Below are 17884 nucleotides of genomic sequence, written 5' to 3'. Positions count from 1 at the left end.
TGCGCAGCGAATTGACCTTGGCTGCTCAAACGAGCTTTGAGCCCCGTTCGCTGATCGTAGACAACTCTTAGAAAATCACACCTTAATACTGAGATTGTCTCGCTTTCACGGGCGTTTCGGAGTATAATTCTGGGTGAAGGAGGCATCGTCGCCATGACCCTCACCGTCCCGCCCGCAGCAGCCGGTTCGATGCCGGAGTTTGAGGGTTCCCGGGTTGCGGTGATTACTCAGGCCGGTGCATTGTTGGCTTCCGTTGTTGACGGGGTGCGGTTTAGTCATCTTGATGACGGTGAAGCGGTCGCGGTCATGGCCGCGCTGGAGGGCCTCGGGCGCAAGGTCGATGCGGCCAGACTGCGGTCGACCACCGACATTGGAGTTCGCGCGGAGACCGACCTCGGCAACGGATCTTTGGCGTATAAGAACGGATGCCGTAACCGCGTTGAGCTCATCACCCAACTTGCCGGCATCTCCGGCCGTGAAGCCAAGCGTCGCCTGAAACTGGGCGAGACGGCGGTCGAACGCACCCCGCTTGGTTTGCCGGTCGCGGCCCGGTATCCGGTCATTGCCGAGGGGCTCGTGAGTGGGGAGCTTGGGGTGGAGTCGGCGGAGATCATCGCCGGCACCCTGACCGCGTTGCAGGGCCGGGTCTTGCCGGACGACCTCGACCGCGTCGAACGTGCACTGGTGGCGTCAGCGACCGGGGAGATCACGCCGGAGACGGTGGGGCTGCCGGGCGCGGGCATCCGCTTCGCGCCCGACATGCTGCGGGCACAAGCCCTGGAGTGGCAGGGCCGGCTCGACCCCGACGGCACCGCGCCCAACGACGACGCCGTCGAGGCGAAAAGCACGTTGACCTTCGGCCTGCTGCGCAACGGGCTCTACCCGGTGCACGCCAACGTCACCCCGGAACTGCGCGGCATCATGGACACGTTGTTCGACACGTTCCTATCGGCGCGGTCCCGCACACCGCGATTTGAACCCACCGAACCCGGCAATGACCCCAGCGAGCTGGACGGCGTTTACATCGACGGCCCGAGCACGAAGGGTGAGCGCTTCGGCGCCGAACCGTTCGGCGCCGACCCGTTCAGTGCCGACCCGTTCAGTGCCGAACCGTTCAGCGTCGATACCCGCTTCGACGGGGACCGCCGCACCGGCGGTGAGAAGCGTGCTGACATCCTTCGCTCCGTGTTTGAAGCGGCCGCGCGCGACCCGCAGACCCCGACGATGGGCGGTGCGGCCCCGACCGTCATGATCCACATCAACGCCAGCGACCTCGACCAGGGCCGTGGCGTTGGCTGGATCGACGGTATCGAAGCCCCGGTCTCGTTCCGCCGGGTGAAAGAAGCCATCTGCACCGGCGGCGCCCGAAAGGTACTGTTCGGCGACAACGGCGACGTGCTCTACCTCGGCGACACAGTTCGCTGCTTCACCGCCAAGCAACGCACCGCCATCGCCGCCCGCGACGGAGGCTGCATCATCCCCGGCTGTACCATTCCCGCCCGGTGGAGCGAAGTCCACCACGTTATCCCATGGCAAAAACACGGCCTTACCAACATCGACAACGGCGTCCTCCTCTGCTGGTTCCACCACCGCACCATCGACACCAGCGGATGGAGAATCCGCATGATCAAGGGCCGACCCCACATACTCGGACCACTGCTCTTTGACCCAACCCAAACCTGGCGACCCGCCCACAATCACCGAGCCAACACCCCCAGCCCCGAACCTTACCGGCCCGAACGACCATGGCGCACCTGAGTCTCCGGCGACGCGTGCGCCAGCGGCTAGTCATTCCGGTCGGGTAGCGTTGAAGCATGACAATGGAGTCTCACCCCACGCCCTTTTCCAGTCTCGATGACTACGTGGCGCTGCCGCGGGTGGAGGGCCTCGCGCTCTCGCCCGACGGGCAGCGGGTCGTCCTCACTGTTGCGACCCTCACCCGCGACCAGACGAGCTATGAGCGGGCACTGTGGTCAGTGGCCGCCGACGGCACCGGCGTTCCGACCCGCCTGACCCGGTCGGCGAAGGGCGAATCCGGGGCCGCGTTTACGGCCGACGGAGACGTTTTGTTCGTTTCCACCCGCCTCGACGCGGCTGCCGACAAGGGTGCTGACACGGACGCCGTGGCCGCCCAGCTCTGGCTGCTGCCTGTTGCCGGCGGCGAGGCTCGCGCGATCACCCGCCTGGCGGGGGGAGTATCCGGCATCGCCGCGGTGGCGTCCTCCTCCTCCAACCTCGTGATCGCCGCCGAGCTCCTGCCGAGCGCCGCCGACCTCGAAGCTGAAGGCGCCGCCCGCAAGGAACGCACCGAGAAGAAGGTCGCGGCTATTCTGCACGAGAGCTACCCGGTGCGGTTCTGGGACCACGATCTCGGTCCGGCCGAACCCCACCTGCTGGCGCTCGACCTCGCCGACCTGCAGGACACGATCGCACCTCCCGCCAGCGCCAGCGACACGGTCAGCGAAGCGGATGCCCCCGCTCCTTATCCAGCCGACCTCCCGCGTCCCCGAGACCTCACGGCCGCCCCCGGTCGCACCATGGATACCGCCGGCCAGGCCCTAACCCCGGACGGATCCACGCTAATCGTCGCCCTGCGGGTTGCTGAGCAACGCTCCGGTCGCTATGTGCTGGCCTCCATCGACGTCGCGACCGGCACCCAGACCACCCTGTTCGACGAATTGAAGGTTGACTTCGAATTCCCGGCTGTGAGCCTCGACGGTAGACAGATCGCCTTCGTGCGAACAGCCGTCAGTACCCCGGAGGGTCCGGCCGACCAAGAACTCTGGGCTGCCGACCTGGACGGCCGCCGCCCGCGTCGCCTCGCCGCCGAATGGGACCGCTGGCCGACCAGCCTGGTCTTCGACGCGGACACCGAATCCAACCAGGCCCTTATCGTCACGGCCGACCACGACGGCCGCGGTCCGATCTTTCGCGTACCGCTAGACGGCGGAGCGCCCGAGCAGCTCACCACCGACGACTTCAGCTACACCAACGTCTGCGTCGATGCCCAGACCGGCGACCTCGTGGCCTTGCGCTCCTCCTGGATCGCGCCGGCGCATCCGGTGCGCATCGGCCGCTCCGGTACCGTCAGCATGCTCGCCACACCGGCCGCGCTCCCCGAGGTTCCCGGCACGATCACCGAGGTTGAGACCGTGGCCGAAGACGGAGCGCGAGTACGCGCCTGGCTACTGCTGCCTGCGGGAGCCGGGCAGGAGCATCCGGCCCCGCTTCTACTATGGATTCACGGCGGCCCGCTGAACAGTTGGAACGCCTGGAGCTGGCGGTGGAGCCCGCTGCTCGCCCTAGCCCGAGGTTACGCGGTGCTCTTGCCCGACCCCGCGCTCTCGACCGGCTACGGGCTCGATTTCATCGCTCGTGGCTGGAACGCCTGGGGTTGCAAGCCCTACACCGACCTGCTCGCGATCGTTGATGCAGTCGAAGAGCTGCCCGAGATCGACGAGACCCGCACCGCAGCGATGGGCGGATCATTCGGAGGCTATTTGGCCAACTGGATCGCCGGCCACACCGATCGGTTCCGCGCCATCGTCAGCCACGCGAGCCTGTGGTCGCTCGACCAGTTCAACGGAACGACCGACGACTCGCAATACTGGCAGAGCATATTCTCGGCGCAAGGCATGATCGACAATTCGCCGCACCAGGCGGTGCGCGAGATCGTCACGCCGATGCTCGTCATTCACGGTGACCACGACTACCGGGTGCCGATTGGCGAAAGCCTGCGGCTGTGGTCTGAGCTCGCCGAACACCACGCAGGGGTCGACGGCAGTACCCAGCACAAATTCCTGTTCTTTCCCGACGAGAACCATTGGGTCCTCAAGCCTCAACACGCGGTGGTCTGGTACCAGACCGTGTTTGCTTTTCTGGACCAGCACGTGCACGGCGCCGACTGGAAGCGGCCGCGCCTGCTTGGCTGATCAGGTCAGGGGCGCCCCGCAAGTCGGTTAAAGTGGAGAGCTGGAAAGGAACCAGCTATTGAGTGACATTGCAGGCGAATTGGCGCGGGTGCGCGAAGCCTTCGACAAACCCACCCTTCGACTGCTCGACCGCAAATGGGCGCCGTTCGTGCTCGCTGTGTTCAAGAGTTCATTCAGCCGTGAGCATCGCAGCGTTTCCTGCGAGGCACTGCACACCCAAGTGGATGCCTACCTCGCCGACCTCCGCAGCATCGGCCTGGATGCGCCCGAGAAAACGGGCCGCGCCCTCTGCGTGCAGTGGATGAACGACCTCTGGCTCTACCGGGAGATCAGCGACGCGGGGGAGGAACACTACTCGCTCACCAGCCACGCCCTCGAAGCCCTGCTGCTCGTCGACGGTCTCGCCCGAGATCGGGCGCTGATCAGCGAATCCCGCCTCACCACGATCGTCGACACCGTGCGTCATCGCGCCACCGAAGCTAACCCAGACCGCGAGGCGCGGGTGCGGCGTCTCGACCAGCAGATCCACGAGCTCAGCAGCGAGCGTGACCGGCTCTCCGACGGCGGCGACATTGAGCCGGCCTCCAACGAGCAGATGCACGAGGGCTACGCCAACCTCATCAACCTTATTCAGCAGCTGCCGAGCGACTTCAAACGGGTCGAAGAGTCCGTCGCGGCCATGCATCGCCAGATCGTCAACGACTTCCGCGGCGAGGAACGGCCGATCAGCGAGGTTCTCGACGACTACCTCGCCAAAACGGATGCCCTCATGTCGTCGACCGCGGAGGGTCGCGCCTTCGAGGGCGCGTTCACCCTGCTGCGCAACGACGCTCTGCTGCAGGGGCTGAAAGCGGATCTCGAGACGATTCTGCTGCATCCGTTCGCCCTCGAACTCAGTCGCACCGAACGCCGCAGCTTCATGAGCACGGTCACCCTCATTCGCAAGGGCATCGACGACGTGCTGACCCAGCGCAAGGGGCTCACGACCACGCTGCGCGAGCACATCGTCAACCATGACGTCGTGAAAGATCGCGAGCTTGAACGTGTGCTGCGCGACGTCAATCGCGAGCTCGCGACTTGGATGCAGACCGCCGGGCCCCGCTCTACTGTCACCGCCGAACTGATGCCGGGCACCCTCGACGTTGAGCACCTGCCCGAACGGTTCTACGATCCGGTCGCCCACCGTGCTCCGCCCGCGCTGGCCGATGTGTCGGGCGCCGCGCCCGCGGCGCCGAGCCTCGACGCCCTGCGGCAGCAGGGTGGGCCACTGCTCCAAGAACTGCGCGACGCCCTCGTCGTCGCATTCGGGACGGGGGAGGCGGCATCCATTGGCAGCGCCTTCAACGGGCTCGACGCGAGCCTGCGTCGGCCGGTCGAGATCCTCGGCCTGCTGCAGCTCGCCGCCCAGCTCAGCCCGGGCACGGCTGGGCTCGAGAGCTTTGAAACGGTGCGACCGGATGGCTCGGTGCGTTTCTTCGAGGTGCCGCGCCTCATTTTGACCGACGACGACACGGCGGCACTGGCCGCCCAGAATTTGGGTTCCGAGAATGACTGACGACCTGGCTGACGACGACACCGGCATAGACAGCGACCCGGCCAGCCTCTCGCTGTTCGAGGGGGATGAGGGCGGCCTGAGCGTGGAGCAGCGCCGGACGCTCGTGCTGCTGCTCAAGCACCGCTATATTTCGTCGGCACTACAGCCGGCCGAGTGGCAGACCCTGCTGAAGTCGCAGAGCCTGCTCAAATCCCGGCTCAACGACGTCTTTCTCGACCTGCACGTTGACCTGCACTACGAGATCGCCTTCAAGAGGCAGGCCCTCGCCGAGGGCGGCGAACGCTTCCCCACCCTGCTGCACGACGTCGCCTACAGCCGGGAAGAGACCATTCTGCTCGTGCTGCTCCGCCAGCGTTTTCGCAGCGAACGCGCCAACGGTTTGGAAATTGTTCTGGTCGACCGCGACAACCTGGTCGACAACGTTGCCCATTTTCGGCCGGAGCACGCGACCGACCTGTCCGGCGACGCGCGCAAGGCGACGGCCGCCGTCGACAGCCTCACCAAGGCGCGGGTGCTGCTGAAAACCAGCGACCCCGACCGCTTTCGCATCTCCGCAGTGATCGAAGTGCTGCTGCCGGTGGAGCGCCTGCGTGAGCTGCTCGAGTGGCTGCGCGCCGAAAATAACGAACCGCTGATGGAGCCCCTGGTATGAACGATTCCCCGCTGTTCTATATCAACGGCGCCACCGAGGGCACCACGCAGTGGCGTGCCGAATCGATGCAACTGGTCAATTGGGGCGGCTTTCATGGCCACCACGAGGTCGACTTCAGTGCCTCGGCCACGCTCGTCTCCGGAGCCTCCGGCACCGGCAAGAGCAGCCTGCTCGACGCCTACCTCGCCCTCATGATGCCCTCGGACACCCCGTTCAACGGTGCGTCGAACGACGCCGGCTCCGGCCGGGCCCGCAGCGTCGACCAGCGCAACCTGATGACCTACCTTCGCGGCAAGACCGACGCCAACCGCGAAGCCGGCACCGACGAGCTGACCGACCAGGTGCTGCGCGGCGCAAACGCAGCCACCTGGGGCGCCATCGCCATGACCTTCGTCGACGACAACCAGCGCCGCTTCACCGTGCTGCGGGCCTACTTCGTGCCGCGCGGCGCCCACAAATTCGCCGACGTCACCATGAAAATGGCTACGACAGACGGATGCCTCGACCTGCGCGACCTTGCCGCCATCGCCGGGAATCGGTTCGACAAGCGCGCCCTGAAAGCCCACTTCGACGGCCTCGACGTCTTCGATACCTACGCGGCGTTCGCCCAGACGCTGTATACGCGGCTCGGCATCGGCGCCAACGGTGAGGGCAGCAAAGCGTTGCGCCTGCTCGCCCGCATTCAGGCGGGCCAGCAGGTGAAAACGGTCGATGGACTGTATAAGTCGATGGTGCTCGAAGAGCCGGCCACCTTCGCCGCCGCCGACAAGGCCGTCGACCACTTCGAAGACCTCGAGCGTTCCTACGGCGCCATGGTCACCGAGGCGCAGAAGGCGCAGGTGCTCGAACGCCTGCCCGAGCTCAACGCCGGCTATGAGGCCGCGACGGCCAAGGCCGATCTGGTCGACACCTTCGGCGTGCACCGGGCCGGCGATACCCCGTTCGTGCTGTGGCAGTTGCAGACCGAGCAGGCCCTCCTCGAGACCGCCGCCGACACCAACCGGGTCGCCCGCCGGGATAACCGGGTCGCCCTGAGCCAGGCGCGTGACGGGGAGACCGCTCTGAAAACCCGGGTGGCCGACTTGCAACACCAGCAACGCAACAATGGCGGCGACCTGCTCGAACGCCTGCAGAACGAACTCACCCAGCTACGCCACCGGCACGACGACGTGGCTCGCGAGCGCGCGAGCTTCGACGATCGGGTGCAGAATCTCGCCCTGCAGCTCGATTCGCCCGCTTCCTTCGCGGCTGCTCAGCGCGCCGCCGAAGAATTCGCCGCCGCGTTCGCCGCCGCCGAGGCCGCACTGGAAGCGACCCGCTCTGCGCTGCAACGCGAGTCGTACCCGGTGGAGGAGGGCATCCGCTTGCTCAAGCAGGAACGTGCCTTTCTGACCGGACGCGAGAGCCTCGTGCCCCAGCAACTGCATCAGGCCCGGCTGCTGATCTCCGAAGCGGCGAACATTCCGGTCGATGAGCTGCCGTTCGTGGCCGAACTGATCGACCTCGCCGCCGGTGAAGAGCAGTGGCGGCTGGCCGCCGAGGTGACCCTCGCCTCGGTCGTCAAGGTTCTGCTCGTCGATGAGACCCGGATCTCTCAGCTCAGCGCGGCGATCGACCCGCTGCAGCTGCCGCTGCGCATCCACTTTGAGGGTGTTGAGCTGAAGCCGCACGTCGTGGCCGTCAGCGACGCCCGTTACGTCTCGGGCAAGCTCGACGTGAAAGACTCGCCGTTCAGCAGCTGGGTGCAGGCGCGCCTGCGGAGCGCAAACCTCGACGCACTGTGCGTGGCCAGCCCATCCGAGCTGGGTGGCGCAGGCGCACGGGTGACTTCGAGCGGGCAGACTCGCAATGGGTCCCGGGGCGCCCACGGCGCAAACGCGGGTCAGAAATCGATCATCGGATTCTCCAGCCGCGCCCGGCTCGACGACATTGCGTCGGAACTCGCGGCGCAGGGGCGGGTGGCCGATGCTGTCGCTGGACGGGCATCCGCTGTCGCAGACAGCTTGGTCGGACTGCGCGATAACCAGGCCGCTCACCAGCACATTCTCGACACTGACTGGTCGACCATCGACGTTGCGGCGGCTGCCGAGCGCATTGCGGGCAAGAAATCCGAGCAAGAACGGATGCTCGCCGGCAGCGATATCCTGCGCGCCCTGAACGATGAAGAGAGCCGGCTGGCCCTCCAACTCGATGTTGCCGGAAAGCAGAAGCACGCGGCCGACCGGGCCGGCGCAACGCTGGCCGAGGAGCAGAGCAGCATCGTCGACGCGCAAGACACGGTGAGCGCGCGGCTGGACCAGATCGACCAGGGCGACGCGCTCGTGCTCGCGGCCGAACATGCCGCGCACCTGAGTGAGCAGTTTGCTCTGGTCACCGACCAGAACGATCTTTCCGGTTTTCCCGCCGGCCTGAAACGCCTGCGCGAGCGGTTGATTGCGCAGTCGGCGCAGGACCGCGACAGCGCGGCACGCGATCGCGCGGCCATGATCGGCATCTTCGAGTCCTTCCAGAGCCGCTGGCCCGACCCGAACATCGGCGTCGCTCTCGAATCGGTCACGAGCTACACCGACATTCTCGACGCGATCCGCACCCTCGGCCTGTCGGAGCGGCGGCAGGAATGGAAGCGCCGACTCTCCGCCTGGAGCGGCCAGGACCTCGTGCCGCTCACCGGCGCGTTCAACTCGGCGATCGAGGAGATCGAAGACCGGCTGCGACCGATCAACGAAATTCTCGCGACCCTGCCGTTCGGCGCGGGCCGGGACCGCCTGCAGATCGCCCTGCGCCGCCTGCACCCGGGTGACGCGACCTCGTTCCGCAAGGAGCTCAAGGTGCTCTCTTCAGGCGCGACGGAGCAATTCACCGATGATGAAACCGAGGACCGCTTCACCCGGCTGCAGCGGTTCATGGCTTTGATTCGCCAGCCCGACGGGCTGAATAACTCCCAGCGGGACCTGCTGCTCGACGTGCGCCAGCATGTCGAAATCACCGCCGTGCGCGTGACGCCCGACGGCGTGGAGGTGAGCACCTATTCCTCGCTCGGCGGCAAGAGCGGTGGCGAGTCGCAGGAACTCGTGGCCTTCGTCGTCGGCGCAGCCCTGCGCTTTCAGCTCGGCGATGAGAGCCGCACCCGGCCGCGTTTTGCCCCGGTCTTTCTCGACGAGGGTTTCGTGAAATCCGATGCCGAGTTCGCCGGGCGTGCAGTCGCCGCGTGGAAGGGCCTCGGATTTCAACTCATCGTCGGTGCTCCGCTCGACAAGGTCACCGCCCTGGAACCGCACATGCAGTTGGTGCTCTCGATCACCAAGAACACCGCCACTAGTTACTCCTACATCACGCCGCTGGCGTCACCGGAGGTCACTGCCTGATTCACTGAAGCGGATCAATGCTGGCGAACTCTACTCTTCGGACTGCGAGCGGCTTGGGCGTAGCATGTTGGGGGGTCGGCGCGTGGAGTGGCCAACGAGATTGGAGCAGAGGTGATCGGATCGCGGCAACTCCATCGCAACCCCAGCTTTCGTAACCCCACTTTTCTCTCAACTTGGCTGCTCTGGCTCGTCGGTTTCCTCGCTTTTCCCATAGCCAGCCTCGCCGGAACCGCCGTCGGTGGGCGGCTCAGCAACCCCGTATCGGCCCTGATCGGTGGTGCAGTCTGCGGAGTCGTGATCGGCGTTGGACAGGTGCTGGTCAGCCGGCGTCGACTCGATCCGCTGATCTGGGTACCGCTGTCGGCCATCGGAATGGGCCTGGGGCTGCTACTCGGCTCAACCGTTGTTGACTATGGAACCACCCTGGCCGAACTAGCCCTGATGGGCGCGGTCACCGGGCTCGTTCTCGGCACCGCGCAGGCCGTCGCCCTGCCGCGGCGGGCCAGACGCCGCTGGCTGTGGGCACTGGGTGTTGCCGCTCTTTGGGCTCTCGGCTGGACTTTGACCACCCTCGTCGGGGTCGACGTCGATGCCCAGCACACTAATTTCGGCGCCATCGGTGCGGCAGCTGTTACCGCATTGTCGGGGCTGCTGCTGCACTTTTTGCTACCGTATCACCCCGCTTCGGGCGTGTGGCTACCTTCCCGACGGGTCACGACCTCGACGCTTGGACCCCAATGAGGGGGATTGTTTCCGTCCAGTAAAAGCGAGAACGTCCCGACGTAATAGGCTCTGCAGAGCGGATGCCACGAATCAGTGTCGGCATCGGCGCGACCAGAACCGGCGGCCCGGGGCCGCCAGATCGGAATTACCCGTGGAATTCTCCGCCATGCTCGCCGAGACGACCGGGCTGAGGTCGGACGTCGTCAAACAGGTCGCGTCCGTGGCCGCCGACGTGCTCCAGCTGAGCCGCACCATTCATGCCGACCCGGAGCTGTCCTTTCAGGAGCACCGGGCATCCGTTCTGGTCGCGGCCCGACTTGAAGAAGCGGGATTCGCGGTAGAACGCGGCGTGGCCGACCTTGGGACAGCTTTTGTGGCGACCGCAGGAAGCGGACCGCTGACGGTGGCCGTCTGCGTCGAATACGACTCGCTGCCCAACATCGGCCATGCCTGTGGCCACAACATAATCGCCGGCGCGAGCGTCGCGGCCGCACTCGCCCTGCTCCCGCTCGTGGATGACCTCGACATCACCCTGCGGGTGATCGGAACTCCAGCCGAAGAGCACGGCGGTGGCAAGGTTGTGCTTCTGGAACGCGGCGTGTTCAATGGTGTGGGAGTCGCCATGATGACCCACCCCGTTCAGGACGGAATGTCCTACAACCCGGAAGGAACGACGAGCCAGGCCGTCGGCCGATACCGGGCGACGTTCCGCGGCACAGCCGCTCACGCTGCGGCGGCACCACATCTGGGAGTTAACGCTGCGGATGCCGCAGTGTTGTCGCAGGTGGCGGTGGGGCTGCTGCGTCAGCAGATTCCCAGCGATCACCGAATCGCTCTCTATGTTTCTGAGGCCGGATTTGCGACGAACATCATTCCCGACACTGCGGTGGTGGAATTTGAATGCCGAGCTTTCACCCTGACTCAGTACGAGGCGCTCCTCGTGCGCGTTCGTCGGTGTTTTGAGGCTGGCGCGCTGGCGACGGGGGCGACGCTGGAGTTCGAGCAGACCGAACCCCTCTACGAGCCGCTGCTCCAGGACGCGGTGTTGTGCGCCCATTGGAACGAGGGCATGGCGTTCTTCGGGCGCAACGTTGAACGATCGGCGGGGTTGAGCGGTGGGTCAACGGACATGGGCAACATTTCCCAAATCATCCCCAGCATTCACCCCTGGGTGGGCATCCCAGGGGCTCAGGTTCCCATTCACTCGCACGGATTCGCGGCCGTCGCTGATACTCCGGAGGCCTACGAGATCATGTTCGAATCCGCCATCGCGATGGCGTGGACGGTGCTCGGCGTCAGCACCGACACAGTGCAGCGCGAGACTTTCATCGCCGCAGCACAATCGCGCTCGACCGCGCAGACCACTGGGGAATCCGATGAACACTAGCGTCACGCCGACCAAGCCCGCCGAGCGGTCGGCATCCGTTCGACTGAAAAATGCCTGGCCGATCCTTGCATTGGCATTTATCATCGCGGTGGGAAGTCAGGCCATCGGTTCCCTGACGATCGACCTCGGCGTTGGAACCATCATCATTTTTCCGATGGTCTGGGCCATTCTGATCGGTGCCGTGGTGTCGGTGCAGACAATCAAGCCGCTCGGGCTGAACCTGCAAAAGATCGCCAACGCGTTCGTGGGCATCGCCGTGATGCTTCTCGTTGCCCGTTTGGCATTCTCGATCGGTCCGAGCCTTCCCCTGCTGCTCGACGCCGGGCCAGCCCTGCTGGTGCAGGAAATCGGTCATCTGCTGGGCACGGTCGCCCTCGCTTTGCCGCTCGCGGTCTTGCTGCGCATGGGCAAATCCACCGTGGGTGCCACATTTTCGCTCGACCGCGAACCGGCCTTCGCTATGGTCAGTGAGAAGTACGGCCCCGATTCCGACCAGTATCGCGGTGTGCTCGCGATGTATGTGTTCGGAACGCTGTTTGGTGCCGTGTACATCAGCCTGCTCGCGTCGCTACTGACCTCAGCCGATATCTTCGACCCCCTTGCCCTCGCCATGGGCGCCGGGGTGGGGTCGGGGTCGATGATGGCCGCGGCCGCAGCGAGCATCGTGGCCCAGTTTCCGGCGCAGGCCGAGCAGATTCTCGCCATGGCCGCGGTGTCCAACCTCATCACCACGGTCCTCGGCGTTTACGTCGGCATCTACATCGCCCTGCCGCTCGCCGACCGGTTCTACCGGCTGTTGACTCGGAAACAGGTCGATCAGCAGCAGGCAGTGGATGCCACCACCGTCGATGAGAACCGTCGGTTCCGGGAAGCCGCTGCGGAGGCCGCCGCGCCGGTGAAACTCCCGATCTGGCTGGCAATGAGCGTGCTCTCCATCGTCGGCATCGCGACGGCGTCGGTGGCCGCAAAGTCCTTTTCCTGGAGCATCGTCGGCGGCTACGCCATCATGGTCGCGCTGATTCTGGTGAGCATGTTTCTGGCGAAGGTCTCGCGAAAGATTTCGGCGATTGTCTGGGCAACGACCATCGGAGCGCTGATCTCCAGCCCTTGGTCTCCGGTCGGCGAGCTGCTCACGGCTCTGGTGACCAGCGTCGACTTTCTGTCCCTGGCGACCGTCGTGCTCGTCAGTGCGGGGCTGAGCCTCGGCAAGGATATGCCCCTGCTGAAGCGGATCGGCTGGAAAATCATTCCCGTTGGACTCGTGGCGATCACGGCCTCGTTCGTGCTCTCCACCGTCTTCGCCGAGTTCTCCCTGGGTTTCTGGTAGCAGTAACGGATGCCGTCAGGAACGGTCCTAGACCCAGCGCGCAGCCTCGCCCAAGGCCCGTTCCGCCTGGTCGGCTCGTTCCTGCACGGCGAGGGCGGCTTCGATTTCATCGCACAGATCGTTGTCGACCAGCCAATCGATCGCCCGTGAAACGGCGCGTGCCTCGGCGAAACGGTGCCAAATCAGGTCGAACCTGGGCTCTGCCTCCTGCACCGTGTTCGTGAAGCGGCGAAATGCTCCGGCACCGTTTAACGCTCGGGCCAAGCGGTCGGCGATGACGGGATCGGTGACGGCGTCCGCGAAATCGGACATATCCCGGTATTTGTCACGGGAGTCCTCAGCTCCAATTCCAATCCAGGCGGGGTCGTCAAGATCGATGTCTTCGGCGTCGCCCGTGATGACATCGCCGTCCATGATGGTCAGCATGTCCCCGGTCGCGGCGTTGTAGTAGCCACCCTCACCGTTGCCCAAGGTCATCACCAGCAGGTCCAGGTCAATGGTGGCCAGGGTGCGGTGCCGCGGCTGTTCGATAGTCATGCCCCCATAGTGGCCGCAATTCGGCGGGCAGGGGCACAAATAGTGCGATTCCGACTGCCCCCGCCCTGACCGCGCTAACTCCGGGTCGGCGCGCCCGCCGTAGCTGGTGCGCCGAGTATACGGGCGACGTATTTAGCCGCGCCGCAGTCCCTTTTCGAGTACCTCGAGGTGCAGGTCATCGCGCCTGGGCACGCCGAATCGCGTGTCGACGTGGAAGGGTTTCCGCACGCCCGTGCGACGATAGCCGCGTCGTTCATAGAACGCGATGAGGGCGTCGCGCAGGCCAATGACGGTCATGATCATCACGGTCGAACCCCATTCGGCCACGGCCAGGCGTTCGGCCTCGACCAGGATCCGCGTGCCGTCACCCTGACTCTGGCCCGTCGGGCGCACGGCGAACATGCCGAAATAGGCGGTGTCGCCCAGGTCTTTGGCGATGTGGGCGCAGCCGACCAGATCGACGCCGCGTTCAGCGAGAATGACGAGGCTGTTGCGGCGATCGAGGTCCGCGTGCAGCAGGTCAGCGTCGATGCGCTGCCCATCGATGAGGTCGGCCTCTGTAGTCCAGCCGGCCCGGCTGGCCTCGCCGCGGTAGGCGTTCGTCACCAGCTCCAGCAGGGCCGGAATGTCGTCGTTGGTCGCGCGGCGAAACGTCAGGGTGTTCATTGCCCCACGATATCGCCCGCACCCCGGCCTCCCTCACCCCGTCAGCGCGCGCTGATCCAGTGGCCAGGCGAACATTCGCGCGAAGAAGCCGCCGGTGACCTTCACCTTGACGTGGCCTTCGCAGCGCTGGCTGCGCGGCACATTCTTCATCACCTGGTCGACGTGCTGGCCGCACCCGGCCCGGGTGGTCTTCTGGCCGGTCTTGCAGGTAACCCCTCTGCACATGTTGGCGGCCATTCACTCGGGGATGTGACGTAAATACTTACACCTCGGGGTAACATGCGAATTCATGCAGACTGACCGAAACGGATGCCCCGGGCCCGGCCGGTGTATCGTGCCATCGACGAGCGAGTGGCTGGCCGACAACACGGCCCCGGCGCTCGTGATCCCCGAGGAGAGAGAGGCACCCCAATGAGCAGCGACCCACCAATCGACGACGTCACCGACGACGACATCGAAGTCACCCATTCCAAGGCCTGGGCGGCTGGCGTTCCGGGCGTGCTGCACTCGATGGAACCGGCGATCACTCAGATGGGCGCCCGGCGGGGGATGCGGGCTCTGCTCTCGATGAACCAGAAGGACGGCTTCGACTGTATGAGCTGCGCCTGGCCCGACCCGGGCCAGCGCAAGGCCTTCGAATTCTGCGAAAACGGTGCCAAGGCCGTCACTTGGGAGGCCACACCGATCACAATTCCCACCACCTTTTGGGCCGAGCACTCGCTGGCCGACCTGCGCGAGAAGAGCGAATACTGGCTCGGCATGCAGGGTCGGCTGATCGAACCCGTGTACAAGCCGGCTGGCAACGACCACTACCGCCCGGTCAGCTGGGCCGAGGCGTTTCGGGTAATTGCGGCCAAGCTCAACGGGCTCGACTCACCCAACCAGGCCGCCTTCTACACCAGCGGCCGCGCGTCCAACGAGGCCGCATTCGCCTATCAACTGTTCGCCCGCGCCTACGGCACCAACAACCTGCCGGACTGCTCCAACATGTGCCACGAGTCCACGGGCTGGGGAATGGGCCAGACCGTCGGAATCGGCAAAAGCACGATCAGTTACGACGACTTCGCGAAATCAGACCTGATCATCATCATGGGCCAAAACCCAGGCACCAACCATCCACGTATGCTCACGGCGCTCGAAGAAGCCAAGGATGCCGGTGCCCAGATCGTCGCCGTCAACCCGCTGCCCGAGGCGGGCCTGCGCCGCTACAAGAACCCGCAACGGGTGCGCGGAATCATCGGTCACGGCACCGACATGGCCGACCAGTTTCTGCAAATTCGCATTGGTGGCGACATGGCGCTGCTGCAGGCGGTTTCCAAGCGGGTACTGGACGCCGATGCGGCCGCCCCCGGCACAGTGCTCGACCAGGCCTTTCTCGACGAACATTGCCACGGGCTGGCCGAGTTGCGGCAACATTTGTCGCAACTTGACGAGCGGATGGTCCTGGCCGCGACAGGCCTGCGTGCGGCCCAAATTGACGAACTTGCGCAGCGCTACCTCAACGCCGATCGGGTGATTATCACTTGGGCGATGGGGCTGACGCAACAGAAAAAGGGCGTCGAGACCATCAAAGAAATCATCAACCTGCTGTTGTTGCGCGGAAACATCGGCAAGCCCGGTGCCGGAGCCTCCCCGATTCGCGGACACAGCAACGTGCAGGGCGACCGCACCATGGGCATTTGGGAGCAGATGCCGCCCGCCTTCCTCGACGCCCTTCAGGCCGAGTTCGGCTTCGATCCGCCACGTGCGCATGGCGTTGACTCCGTCGACGGCGTGCGTGCCATGCGTGACGGAAAAATGAAGGTGTGGATGGGGCTCGGCGGTAACTTCGTCGCCGCCATGTCCGACACCGGCATTGCCGAGGCTGCCATGGCCCGCACCGAAATGAGCGTGCAGATCTCGACTAAGCTCAACCGGTCCCACGCCGTGACCGGCGAGGAAGCCCTGATTCTGCCGACCCTGGGGCGCACGGAAATCGACGAGCAGGCCAGCGGCGAGCAGTTCGTCTCGGTGGAGGACTCAGTCTGCGCGGTGCATCCGTCCTGGGGCAAGCTCACGCCAGTCGCACCGAACCTACTCTCCGAAGTTGCCATCGTCTCCCGGCTGGCGAGTGCCGTCCTGGGCGAGCGGGTTACCGTCGACTGGGCCGGATTTGAGGCCAACTACGATCGCATCCGCGACCACATCGCCCACGTGGTCGGTGGGTGCGAGAACTACAACGAGCGCATCCGGCAAGACGGCGGGTTCGTGCTGCCGAACGGGCCGCGCGATTCGCGCACGTTCACCACCCCTACCGGCAAAGCGATGTTGACCACGAACACCCTCGAACACCTCGAGGTGCCACCCGGGCGCCTGGTGCTGCAGACACTGCGCAGCCACGACCAGTTCAACACCACTATCTATGGCCTCGACGACCGCTACCGCGGGATCAAGAAGGGCCGTCACGTGGTGTTCATCAACAAGAAGGACCTGATCGCCCTCGGGTTCGCCGACGGTGACCTGGTCGACGTGCACAGCGAGTTCAGCGACAACGTCGATCGGGTGCTACGCGGGTACCGGCTGGTCGCCTATCCGACGCCGCGCGGCTGCGCGGCCGCCTACTATCCAGAGGCGAACGTGCTCGTGCCACTCGACAGCGTCGCCGACGGCAGCAATACGCCGGTGTCGAAGGCGGTCATCATCCGATTGGAGCGGTCGAAGGTGTGATGCGGATGGGGCGAGCTCCTGCGCAGTTTGAGCTCCTGTACGGTTTGAGCTACTGAGCAGTTTGAGCTACTGAGCAGTATTGACCCAGCCGGTTTCGTCGGGTGCCTCATTCTCGGGCTGCCGGCAGACAGCGATCACGATATCCGCTGCCCGGGCGATGGCCGCGTGCGACGCCATCGCCGAGTTGGCGGCGGCCAAACCGGCGGCATAGCCGACGACGAAAGTTGTGATCGGGGCGGCCATCGGGCTGACCGCATGGGCGGCTTCGTCTGCGACATTGAGAACGAGGTGGTTGTCTACGTCAAGGTCTAAAATCTGGAGGGCCTGGCTGAGACGGCGGGTCCACTGGTTGAGAATGTCTGCGTCTACGGCATTGTGGGTCACAGCAGCTCCTTCAGTTGCCTGGTACCTCGGATGCATGGCTGATGAGAGGATACCCGGAACCAGAAAACTGTGTGCGAAGCAACGGTATCGAAGGGCGAACTACCAGCCCACGGTACCAGTAGAGCCCTTGAACGGCCCCACGATTTTCTTAGTGATCCAGCCGCCGTAATAGTCGCCGTCCTGCGCGCGCACCGTCTCACCGTCGACGGTGCAGCGGTCCATCGCGCCTGGGTAGACGGCGATACGTTCAGCCAGAATTTCGTACCCCGGTGACGGTGTGGAATAAAACCAGCCCGCACGGGGGCTGGAGCCGATCGAGAGGTAGCCGGCCACGCCCTTGTATTCGCAGTAGCTGTGGCCCGCTGCCGGCTTCAGCAGACCGGCGGCAAAAGCACTTCGCGGCAGGTAGTACACGGGCGGGTGACTGGTTTCCAGCACACGTACGACGTCGCTGGTGTCGACGATCGTCGCGCCGTTCAGCTCGATCGTGACGTGTTCCGTGGTGTGTTCAACCAAAGGTGGGCGCGGGTAATCCCACACTGATTCCTGGCCGAGACGTACCGGGTCGCGTTTCACTGGCTCAATCATGCCCCGATGATAGGGCGGCAAGCTGCGAACTACGTCGGCATTCAGTTTGTGCGTTGCCGCGC

General features: G+C 65.1%; 14 protein-coding genes. 9 read left to right on the top strand and 5 right to left on the bottom strand.

Annotation, left to right across the window (positions count from 1 at the left end; genetic code table 11):
* Window positions 1–153 precede the first annotated feature (153 nt).
* From E3O11_RS15895 to E3O11_RS15860, 8 genes are all read left to right on the top strand, one after another.
* A complete protein-coding gene (locus E3O11_RS15895) occupies window positions 154–1758 on the top strand; it encodes an HNH endonuclease signature motif containing protein (RefSeq protein ID WP_092452172.1) in 1605 nt (534 codons plus the stop codon).
* A 62-nt stretch (window positions 1759–1820) separates the two neighbouring features.
* Window positions 1821–3932 carry a S9 family peptidase gene (locus tag E3O11_RS15890; protein ID WP_092452169.1) on the top strand — a complete coding sequence of 704 codons (2112 nt, stop codon included), beginning with the start codon at window positions 1821–1823 and terminating at the stop codon, window positions 3930–3932.
* A gap of 58 nt (window positions 3933–3990) precedes the next feature.
* On the top strand, window positions 3991–5487 hold the full coding sequence (locus E3O11_RS15885) for a DUF3375 family protein (protein WP_166787610.1): 1497 nt from the start codon (window positions 3991–3993) through the stop codon (window positions 5485–5487).
* A complete protein-coding gene (locus E3O11_RS15880) occupies window positions 5480–6139 on the top strand; it encodes a DUF4194 domain-containing protein (protein WP_092452164.1) in 660 nt (219 codons plus the stop codon). The genes E3O11_RS15885 and E3O11_RS15880 overlap by 8 nt, the downstream gene beginning before the upstream one ends.
* Window positions 6136–9504: an ATP-binding protein gene (locus E3O11_RS15875; protein ID WP_092452161.1), complete on the top strand. Its 3369-nt coding sequence runs from the start codon at window positions 6136–6138 to the stop codon at window positions 9502–9504. The genes E3O11_RS15880 and E3O11_RS15875 overlap by 4 nt, the downstream gene beginning before the upstream one ends.
* 87 nt (window positions 9505–9591) lie before the next feature.
* Window positions 9592–10245, top strand: a complete 654-nt coding sequence (locus tag E3O11_RS15870; protein WP_092452157.1) for a hypothetical protein — start codon at window positions 9592–9594, stop codon at window positions 10243–10245.
* Between the two features lie 133 nt (window positions 10246–10378).
* Entirely contained in the window at window positions 10379–11614 is a 1236-nt protein-coding gene (locus tag E3O11_RS15865; RefSeq protein WP_233194952.1) for an amidohydrolase, read from the top strand.
* Complete coding sequence (locus tag E3O11_RS15860) at window positions 11604–12941, top strand: DUF3100 domain-containing protein (protein WP_092452154.1); 1338 nt, start codon at window positions 11604–11606, stop codon at window positions 12939–12941. The genes E3O11_RS15865 and E3O11_RS15860 overlap by 11 nt, the downstream gene beginning before the upstream one ends.
* Before the next feature lie 27 nt (window positions 12942–12968).
* Here E3O11_RS15860 and E3O11_RS15855 read toward each other — a convergent pair whose 3' ends face one another.
* From E3O11_RS15855 to E3O11_RS15845, 3 genes are all read right to left on the bottom strand, one after another.
* The gene (locus E3O11_RS15855; RefSeq protein ID WP_092452151.1) at window positions 12969–13478 is read right to left on the bottom strand and encodes a UPF0158 family protein; all 510 of its coding nucleotides are present in this window, start codon (window positions 13476–13478) and stop codon (window positions 12969–12971) included.
* A 132-nt stretch (window positions 13479–13610) separates the two neighbouring features.
* Entirely contained in the window at window positions 13611–14144 is a 534-nt protein-coding gene (locus E3O11_RS15850) for a GNAT family N-acetyltransferase (RefSeq protein WP_092452148.1), read from the bottom strand.
* A gap of 33 nt (window positions 14145–14177) precedes the next feature.
* On the bottom strand, window positions 14178–14369 hold the full coding sequence (locus E3O11_RS15845) for a hypothetical protein (RefSeq protein ID WP_092452146.1): 192 nt from the start codon (window positions 14367–14369) through the stop codon (window positions 14178–14180).
* 186 nt (window positions 14370–14555) lie between these two features.
* Here E3O11_RS15845 and E3O11_RS15840 point away from each other — a divergent pair, with 186 nt between their 5' ends.
* Entirely contained in the window at window positions 14556–16850 is a 2295-nt protein-coding gene (locus tag E3O11_RS15840) for an FdhF/YdeP family oxidoreductase (RefSeq protein WP_092452143.1), read from the top strand.
* Between the two features lie 66 nt (window positions 16851–16916).
* On the opposite strand, the gene E3O11_RS15835 is transcribed toward E3O11_RS15840, so the two are convergent.
* Window positions 16917–17234: a DUF6457 domain-containing protein gene (locus E3O11_RS15835; protein ID WP_092452140.1), complete on the bottom strand. Its 318-nt coding sequence runs from the start codon at window positions 17232–17234 to the stop codon at window positions 16917–16919.
* 99 nt (window positions 17235–17333) lie between these two features.
* Window positions 17334–17822 carry a DUF427 domain-containing protein gene (locus E3O11_RS15830; RefSeq protein WP_092452137.1) on the bottom strand — a complete coding sequence of 163 codons (489 nt, stop codon included), beginning with the start codon at window positions 17820–17822 and terminating at the stop codon, window positions 17334–17336.
* Window positions 17823–17884 lie beyond the last annotated feature (62 nt).

Origin of the sequence: Cryobacterium levicorallinum (assembly GCF_004402405.1) — a bacterium.
GTDB lineage: Bacteria > Actinomycetota > Actinomycetes > Actinomycetales > Microbacteriaceae > Cryobacterium > Cryobacterium levicorallinum.
This window is presented reverse-complemented; position numbering and strand designations above follow the sequence as displayed.

Excerpts from the sequence above, each read along its gene's own strand:
- E3O11_RS15895 (WP_092452172.1), top strand. The coding sequence starts at position 154 with ATGACCCTCACCGTCCCGCCCGCAGCAGCCGGTTCGATGCCGGAGTTT.
- E3O11_RS15890 (WP_092452169.1), top strand. The coding sequence starts at position 1,821 with ATGGAGTCTCACCCCACGCCCTTTTCCAGTCTCGATGACTACGTGGCG.
- E3O11_RS15880 (WP_092452164.1), top strand. The coding sequence starts at position 5,480 with ATGACTGACGACCTGGCTGACGACGACACCGGCATAGACAGCGACCCG.
- E3O11_RS15875 (WP_092452161.1), top strand. The coding sequence starts at position 6,136 with ATGAACGATTCCCCGCTGTTCTATATCAACGGCGCCACCGAGGGCACC.
- E3O11_RS15860 (WP_092452154.1), top strand. The coding sequence starts at position 11,604 with ATGAACACTAGCGTCACGCCGACCAAGCCCGCCGAGCGGTCGGCATCC.
- E3O11_RS15855 (WP_092452151.1), bottom strand. The coding sequence starts at position 13,478 with ATGACTATCGAACAGCCGCGGCACCGCACCCTGGCCACCATTGACCTG.
- E3O11_RS15850 (WP_092452148.1), bottom strand. The coding sequence starts at position 14,144 with ATGAACACCCTGACGTTTCGCCGCGCGACCAACGACGACATTCCGGCC.
- E3O11_RS15845 (WP_092452146.1), bottom strand. The coding sequence starts at position 14,369 with ATGTGCAGAGGGGTTACCTGCAAGACCGGCCAGAAGACCACCCGGGCC.
- E3O11_RS15840 (WP_092452143.1), top strand. The coding sequence starts at position 14,556 with ATGAGCAGCGACCCACCAATCGACGACGTCACCGACGACGACATCGAA.
- E3O11_RS15830 (WP_092452137.1), bottom strand. The coding sequence starts at position 17,822 with ATGATTGAGCCAGTGAAACGCGACCCGGTACGTCTCGGCCAGGAATCA.